This is a genomic window from Devosia sp. GW821-FHT12F11 (assembly GCF_058806655.1).
In genome coordinates this window covers 510453-517482 of sequence record NZ_JBXAPX010000004.1, presented here as the reverse complement: position 1 = coordinate 517482, position 7030 = coordinate 510453, and the positions used below count along the sequence as shown (strand labels likewise).

General features: G+C 67.5%; 10 protein-coding genes. 5 read left to right on the top strand and 5 right to left on the bottom strand.

Going from position 1 to position 7030, the window contains the following annotated elements; translation table 11 throughout:
- Positions 1–456 (top strand): integrase core domain-containing protein (locus AC1ROK_RS15390; RefSeq protein WP_492848363.1); only part of this gene is annotated, 456 nt, incomplete at its 5' end.
- 182 nt (positions 457–638) lie between these two features.
- On the top strand, positions 639–1805 hold the full coding sequence (locus AC1ROK_RS15385; protein ID WP_492848361.1) for an MFS transporter: 1167 nt from the start codon (positions 639–641) through the stop codon (positions 1803–1805).
- A gap of 3 nt (positions 1806–1808) precedes the next feature.
- Here AC1ROK_RS15385 and AC1ROK_RS15380 read toward each other — a convergent pair whose 3' ends face one another.
- Positions 1809–2666 (bottom strand): LysR family transcriptional regulator, encoded by an 858-nt coding sequence (locus tag AC1ROK_RS15380; protein WP_492848359.1) that lies wholly within the window; start codon positions 2664–2666, stop codon positions 1809–1811.
- Between the two features lie 93 nt (positions 2667–2759).
- On the opposite strand from AC1ROK_RS15380, the gene AC1ROK_RS15375 reads away from it, so the two are divergent.
- Both AC1ROK_RS15375 and AC1ROK_RS15370 read left to right on the top strand, forming a co-directional pair.
- Positions 2760–3041 (top strand): putative quinol monooxygenase, encoded by a 282-nt coding sequence (locus tag AC1ROK_RS15375; protein WP_492848357.1) that lies wholly within the window; start codon positions 2760–2762, stop codon positions 3039–3041.
- Between the two features lie 43 nt (positions 3042–3084).
- Positions 3085–3837 (top strand): LicD family protein, encoded by a 753-nt coding sequence (locus AC1ROK_RS15370; protein WP_492848355.1) that lies wholly within the window; start codon positions 3085–3087, stop codon positions 3835–3837.
- A 259-nt stretch (positions 3838–4096) separates the two neighbouring features.
- On the opposite strand, the gene AC1ROK_RS15365 is transcribed toward AC1ROK_RS15370, so the two are convergent.
- From AC1ROK_RS15365 to AC1ROK_RS15355, 3 genes are read right to left on the bottom strand one after another with little or no spacing between them, the layout of a single operon-like run.
- Positions 4097–4555 carry an FAD synthase family protein gene (locus AC1ROK_RS15365; protein ID WP_492848353.1) on the bottom strand — a complete coding sequence of 153 codons (459 nt, stop codon included), beginning with the start codon at positions 4553–4555 and terminating at the stop codon, positions 4097–4099.
- A 34-nt stretch (positions 4556–4589) separates the two neighbouring features.
- Positions 4590–5069, bottom strand: coding sequence for an SRPBCC domain-containing protein (locus AC1ROK_RS15360; protein ID WP_492848351.1), 480 nt, complete (start codon positions 5067–5069; stop codon positions 4590–4592).
- Positions 5066–5395 carry an ArsR/SmtB family transcription factor gene (locus AC1ROK_RS15355; protein WP_492848349.1) on the bottom strand — a complete coding sequence of 110 codons (330 nt, stop codon included), beginning with the start codon at positions 5393–5395 and terminating at the stop codon, positions 5066–5068. Before AC1ROK_RS15355 ends, AC1ROK_RS15360 begins: the two co-directional genes overlap by 4 nt.
- A gap of 127 nt (positions 5396–5522) precedes the next feature.
- Here AC1ROK_RS15355 and AC1ROK_RS15350 point away from each other — a divergent pair, with 127 nt between their 5' ends.
- Positions 5523–6137 carry a dihydrofolate reductase family protein gene (locus tag AC1ROK_RS15350; RefSeq protein ID WP_492848347.1) on the top strand — a complete coding sequence of 205 codons (615 nt, stop codon included), beginning with the start codon at positions 5523–5525 and terminating at the stop codon, positions 6135–6137.
- A 199-nt stretch (positions 6138–6336) separates the two neighbouring features.
- Here AC1ROK_RS15350 and uppS read toward each other — a convergent pair whose 3' ends face one another.
- Positions 6337–7017 carry a polyprenyl diphosphate synthase gene (gene uppS / locus AC1ROK_RS15345; RefSeq protein WP_492848345.1) on the bottom strand — a complete coding sequence of 227 codons (681 nt, stop codon included), beginning with the start codon at positions 7015–7017 and terminating at the stop codon, positions 6337–6339.
- Positions 7018–7030 lie beyond the last annotated feature (13 nt).

Below are 7030 nucleotides of genomic sequence, written 5' to 3'. Positions count from 1 at the left end.
GGTCGGCTCGGCTGGGACTATCTGCATGTCGCCGTCGATGATGCCAGCCGGCTGGCCTATACCGAGATCTTGCCCTCCGAAGGCAAAGCCGATGCCATCGGCTTCCTCGAGCGCTCGCTGGCCTGGTTCAACAGGCTGGGTGTCACCGTCGAGCGGGTCATGACCGACAACGGTTCGGCATATCGCTCCAAGCTCTTCGCCAGTGCCTTGCAGCAGGCCGGCATCCGCCACGTCCGCACCCGACCTTATACCCCCAGGACCAACGGCAAGGCCGAGCGCTTCATCCAGTCCTCGCTCCGAGAATGGGCCTATGCCAGGCCATACCCCTCATCAGCCCACCGACACACCGCCATGTTCGAATGGATCGTCGCCTACAATACCAGCAGACCCCACTCAGCAATCGGCCACGTACCACCAGCCCAAAGACTGAACAACCTGCTTGGAAACGACAGCTAGCTCGCTTGCGCTCGCAAGCTTTGCTTGCCTCCCCCGTCAAGGGGGAGGTGGGGGCCGGTGCTTGTGGCTGGATCCAGCCTAAGCAACGCGATTGGGACCGCTACCATTTGATGTGCCGCCGTGGGCAATTTGCCCTTTCCCCTGCCGGCCGGGACCCTCAAGAATACTCCCGAGGGAGAAACATGGATTCGCGGCTGCATTGGCTGGCGCTGGCAGCATTTGTCGGGGCCATTGAAGGAGGCCTGATCGCCGGATTGCTGCCGCTGATCGGCGCCGACCTCGGGGTGAGCCTGGGGCAGGCGGGTCTCGTCGTGCTGTTCTATTCGCTGGCCTATGCGTTCGGGCCGCCGCTGCTGGCGCTGCTGCTCGGCGGGGTGGGGCGGCGGCGCATTCTTGCCGGGGCCGAGTTCGGCTTTGCGCTCTGCGCGCTGCTGATCGTGCTGTCGACTACGTTCGAGGCGCTGGTCGTGGTGCGCACGGCGCTGGCGGTGGTGGCCGGGACCTATACCGGCACCGCGATGGCGACGGCGGCGATGATCGCGCCCTATGGCAAGCGCGGCCGCTACATGCAGGTGATCAGCATGGGGCAGGCGATCGCGGCGCTGGCCGGCGTGCCGCTCGGGGCGTGGATCGCGGCGCAGTTCGGCTGGCGCGTCGTCTATGTGATGCTGGCGATCATGGCCGGGCTGGCGGCGACGGCGCTGTATGTGCGGCTGCCGCGCGGCATGCTGGGCGACACGCTGAGCATTCGCGACCGGCTGCGGGTGCTGCGCAACCCCGGGGTGGGCCGCGCGCTGCTCTCGACCCTGTTGTTCATGATCGGCTCGTCGCCGCTGATCGTCTATATCGGCGCGCTGATGGCGGCGGTGGGCGTCGGCTACGAAACGCTGCCGCTGGTGCTGCTGGCCGGCGGCATCGGCGCCATCGCCTGCAGCGCCACCGCCGGCAGGATGTCGGATCGGTTCGGCAGCGGCAGGACGGCGACGATCGCCGGGCTGGCGGTGATCGTGGTGATGGCGGTGTTTTTCGGCCTCGCCTATGTGCCGAAGGACCTGGCTTTGCCGGCGCTGATGCTGACGGTCGGGGCGCAGGGCTTTGTCGGCCGGACCTATTCGATCGCGGTGGCCAGCCACATGGCGCAGATCGCGCCGGGCGCCGTGCCGGTGGCGATCTCGCTCAACATGTCGGCCTTCATGATCGGCATGGCGGTGGCGGCGGCTTTGGGCGGCATCGTGCTCGACAGCTGGGGCGCCACAGCCCTGCCGCTGATCGGCATCCCGCTGGTCGCCCTGGCGCTGCTGGTCTGGCGCTCGGTGCCGGAAGGGTCGGGCGACCGCGAGGAGGGCTGACGGCTAGGCGGGTGCGGCGGCACCGAGACAGGCCGCGAGCAGCGCTGCGGTGGCCTTGATCTGCGGCGCGCCCCTGAGGTCGCGATGGTAGGCGATCCAGGCGTCGCGGCGGAAGCTGCCGGGTTCGGCTTCGACCAGCCCGGGGGCGGTAATGCGGGCCAGGAAGTCGGGGAGCACGGCGATGCCCAGGCCGGCGCCGGCAGCGGCGCACTGCGTGACCAGGTCATTGCTGCGGAGCACCATCGGACGATGGCCGGCCAGCTGCTTTAGCCAGAGCTGGTTGGGCGTGCCGTCGAGATCGGCGCTGAGCCCGATGAAGAAGCGTTCGGCCACCGGATGGGCCGCCAGATAGGCGGAGGTGGCATAGGCGCGGTAGGTGACGGCGCCGGCGCGGCGGACCACCAGGGTATTGTCTTCGGGCCGGGACAGGCGGAGCACGATATCGGCCTCGCGCCGCGTCAGCGAGGCGGCGTGGCTTTCGCCCAGCAGCTGCAGCTGGATGGCCGGATGCTCGCGGTGGAACTCAGCCAGCCGCGGGGCGACCAGGTGCGAGGCGATCACCGGGGGGGTGCTGATGGCCACCTCGACGGCGGCGGAGCGGGAGCCGGCCAGCAGCGTGCGTTCGAGCGACAGGGTTTCGGCCAGCATGCGGCGCGCCGTGGCGGCGACATCTTCGCCGGCCGGGGTGAGCAGGTAGCGGCCGGAGCGGCGATCGACCAGGCGCTGGCCGAGCTCGGTTTCGAGCGCGGCGACGCGCCGCGCCACGGTGGCGTGTTCGACGCCGAGCGAGCGGGCGGCGCCCAGCAGGGTTCCGGCGTCGGCCAGGGCGACGAAGTGGCGAAGGTCCTGCCAGTCCAGCATGTCAAAATTCTCACAGTCGGTGTGCTCGATTGGGGAATTTCGCACAGCTGTGCGGGCATGCAAGTTTCGCGTTCATCAACAACGGAGAATGCGATGAACAAGCGACGCGTGGTGAGGATAGAGGCAAAGCCGGGGCAGGCAGTGGCAGCGCGCGACGCGCTGCTGGAGTTGCAGCGGGCCACCGTGACGGAACCCGGCTGCGCCGAGTTCGGCTTCTTCCAGGGACTCGGGGACGAACACGCTTTCCTGCTGGTCGAGGATTTCGTCGACCAGGCAGCGCTCGACCTGCATATGGCGGCGCCGTACACCCAGGCATTCTTCAGCCGGGAGCTTGTGGCCGGCATCGCGCCGATCCAGAAAGACTGGATGGGCTGACGCGCGGGGGCTTGTCCGGCGCGCCGTTCGGGGGCGGGGGACAATGAAGAAGTTCAGCGGCGACATGGGGCCGGTGCTGTTCGAGCCATGGGGCGCGTTGCATCGGAGCTGCCGCGGCCTCCCGCGGCTGCAGCGAGCGGTGATGTGGCTGGGCCGCCGGTTGCAGCCGCGGCAGATCGAGATGGATGCCGGGCGGTTCGCCGAAGATCCATTCGCCAATGTGTGGGAGCCTGCGCCGCTGGCGCAGGCCCGGGACCTGCTGTCGCGGATCGCCGCGGCCGGCGCTGCGGTGGAGGCGCCGCTCTACCTGTTCTGGGGCACGCTGCTGGGGCATGTGCGCGAGGGCCGCATCCTGCCGTGGGATGACGATGTCGACCTGGCGCTGTTCGAGGCGGAGCGCGTGCCGGTGCTCACGGCGGCGCTCGAGGCAGCGGGGCTGCGGGTGCTGCAGCTCTCCTCGATGCTGAAGGTGTTCGACCCGGCCCGGCCGCCGATACCCGGCATGGACTGGAGCTTTCCGTTCATCGACATCTTCGTCTACCAGCCCGGCGCGACGGGTGGTCCCTGGGAGGCGCCACCGTTCGAGCCGGCGCTGCTGCTGCCGGGGCGGCTGGTGATGTTCGAAGGTATAGAGTTACGGGAGCCGGAGCAGCCTCTGGCGGTGCTCGACCAGTACTATCGCGGCTGGCGCAGCAAGGAGAAATCGACCTGGTGGAACCACCGGGAGGAGCGGATGATGCGGATCATTGCGGTGCGTAGGATCCGCACGGATGCGCGGGGGCGGAAGGTGGGGTAGGTGTGCCGGCGGAGCCATCGTGCCCTGCAAGGCCCCCTCTCTGGCAAAATCTAAGGCTTAGCAAAACGGCTAAACCTAAGATCTTGCTTTCTCCCCCGCCAAGGGGGAGATGATCCGTGCCTCCCACTTGTGCCGGAGTACCAGTCGGGACTCTCCCCCTTGGCGGGGGAGAAAGCGAAAACTTGGGCTTAGCGCAGCTAAGTCCTTAGTTTTCGCAAGAGAGGGGGTGTGGGGAGCCACTGCGATGGCGCGGCAGGCTCTAACCATCCCGCAAGGTGCCGGCCTTGTACCTCTCAACCACCCGGCTGACGATCTGGCGCGAGGAAATCGTGGTGGTATAGGGCACCTGGCGCAAGCCGCCGGTGCGGGCGAGGTCGCCGTACCAGAACAGCAGCTGCTCCTCGCTCATGTCATCGCCGTGACAGACATAGTGCGCGCCGATCTCGTTCAGGAAGGCGCGGGTGCAGTGCAGCGGCGCCGGCGTAGCGAGCACGCGATCGACATGGCGGCAGCTCTGCACCACGGCGCGGCGTTCTTCGAAGCTGAGGATGGGCGGCGGCTTGTAGCTGGCGACGTCGGCATCGCCGACGAGGCCGACCACCAGCCGGTCGCCGAGCGCGCGGGCGCGGCGGAAGAACTCGACGTGACCGTGGTGGAACAGGTCGCACACCACATCGACATAGATCCATACCGGCTGCGCCGGTTCCGCTTCGCTCACCTCATTCCTCCCCCAAGGAATAATCCCAGACCGCTTAGCTGGTCGGGACTTCGACGAACTTCGCCAGTTGCTCGATGACGGTGCCCCAACCGTCATAGAAGCCGAGTTCGGCGTGCTTGTCGCGCGTCGCGCGGTCGGAATGCATGACGCGGGCCGTGTATTGCGTGCCGCCATTCACCTCGTCGAGGGTGATTTCGGCCGACATAAAGCTGCTGGACGCCGGGCGCCAGCCGCCAAGCAGGGCATCGGTAAAGACGAGGCGGTGCTGCGGTTCGACCAGCAGGAAGCAGGCGTTCATGTGCGGCGCAAAGGGTTTTCCGTCTTCGCTGATCTCGGTGACCAGCGCACCGCCGGCCACCGGCTCGAAGCGGACGGCGCGGCATCTGGCCGGCGCGGGCACCCACCATTGTTCGAACTGCCGCGGCTCGGTCCAGGCGTTCCAGACGGCGGTGCGGGGCGCGCGGATGAAGCGCTCGATGGTGAGGTCGCGCTCGGGGTCGAATATCTGGGTCACGTCTTGTCCCTGGTAACGAAGGCCTCGAGCCGGTCGGTGCGCTCGTTCCACAGCCGGCGCTGCTGGCTCAGCCAGCCGTCGACCAGCTCGAACGTGCCCGTCTCGATGGTGCAGGTGCGCACCCGGCCGGTTTTCGAGGTGCGGATCAGGCCGCTCTGCTCGAGCGCGGTGATGTGCTTCATGAAGGAGGGCAGGGCCATGTCGAACGGTTTTGCCAGTTCGCCGACCCCGGCCGGGCCGCCGCCGAGGCGGGTCAGGATGGCCCGCCGCGTCGGATCGGCAAGAGCCTGGAAAATCCCGTCGAGTTGCTCGGTGCCCGCATGCATGGGCGACGACTAGCATCGGATAATGCTTAGCGCAATGGCTAAGTGTTTGGTGCGGGCATCACTTAGCCGTTGCGCTAAGTGTCTGCCGTTGATAGTTAGCCAAAAGGCATAGTGTTGGAGCTTGAAAATGAAACTTGTGGTCATGACCTTCGTCTCGCTGGATGGCGTTTATCAGGGGCCGGGCAGCCCGGACGAGGACCGCAGCGACGGCTTTTCTAGGGGCGGGTGGTTCGTGCCCTATCTCGAGCAGGGCTTTCTCGACCAGGCGCGCCGCTGGCTGGAGCAGGCCGATGGCCTGCTGCTCGGGCGACGGACCTATGAGAGTTTTGCGCGCGACTGGCCGGAGATGAACAAGCCGGATGATGCCATCGGGCTGATGATGAACCGGCTGCCGAAATACGTGGCGTCGGCGACGCTCAAGGCAACCAGCTGGGGACCGGCGACGGTGCTGGGTGCCGATGTGCTGAAGCAGGTCGAGGCGCTGAAGGCGCCGGATGGCGGCGAGCTGCAGGTGCATGGCAGCGGCAGCCTTGCCGGATCGCTGCTGGCGGCGGGGCTGGTCGACGAGTTGCGCCTGGTGGTGGCGCCGGTGATCGTCGGGGCCGGGCACAAGCTGTTCAAGGACAACGGCGCAGCGACGGCGATGCGGGCGCTGCGCAACGACACCACGCCGGGCGGGCTCAACATCCAGGTATTCGAGCGGGTGGGCGAGGCGAAATACGAGACGTTCCAGCGGCCTTAGGGTTTGCGAAGTGAATGCACCCGCGAAGCGGCGGAACACACACGGACGTCATTCCCGCGCAGGCGGGAACCTAGTGGGAAGCTGCAGCACCCGCTGAGGCTGAAAGGTCCCACTGGGTCCCCGCCTGCGCGGGGATGACGCCGGTGGGTGGGGCCCAATGTTGCCCCATCACTGGACCGATCCGCCCCAATCGCGAGTGCTAGGCCAATGCCCTTACCGGTTCGACATTGCCGCCAAAGCTGCGCACGCGCGTGCCGTACTCCGCCAGCGCGGTGTCGAACTCGGCGGGGCCGAAATCGGGCCATTTCACCCGGGTGAAGTAGAGCTCGGCCTGGGCGCATTCCCACAGCATGAAATCGGAGAGCCGCTGGTCGCCGCCGGTGCGGATGAGGAAATCGACATCCTCGGTGCCGAGCTCGGCGGCAATCGCCTCGGGTCCCGCTGCCGCGGCGGCGAGGATGGCGTCGCGGGCGGAGTAATCGATGGCGACGCGCAGGTGCAGGCCGGTGCAGGCGGCGGTGCTGCGTTCGGCGGCAGCGATGGCCTTCACCAGGCCGAGCGGCAGGCGATCGCGGCGGCCGAGAATGGAAATGCGGACATTGGCGTCGCGCAGCTGCCGGGCCTCGACCAGCAGGAAATGGCGGAGCAGCGCCATCATGCCGGCGACCTCGGCCTCGGAGCGGCGCCAGTTATAGGTGGAGAAGGCGTAGAGCGACAACGCGCCGATATCGTGCCCGATGGCCGAGCGGACGATGGCGCGCACGGTATCGGCGCCGACCTGATGGCCGGCCGGACGAGGCAGGCCGCGCGCCTCGGCCCAGCGGCCATTGCCGTCCATGATGATGGCGACGTGGAGTTTGTGGTCGGGAGTGGTTTGCATTGTAAACCTCTTG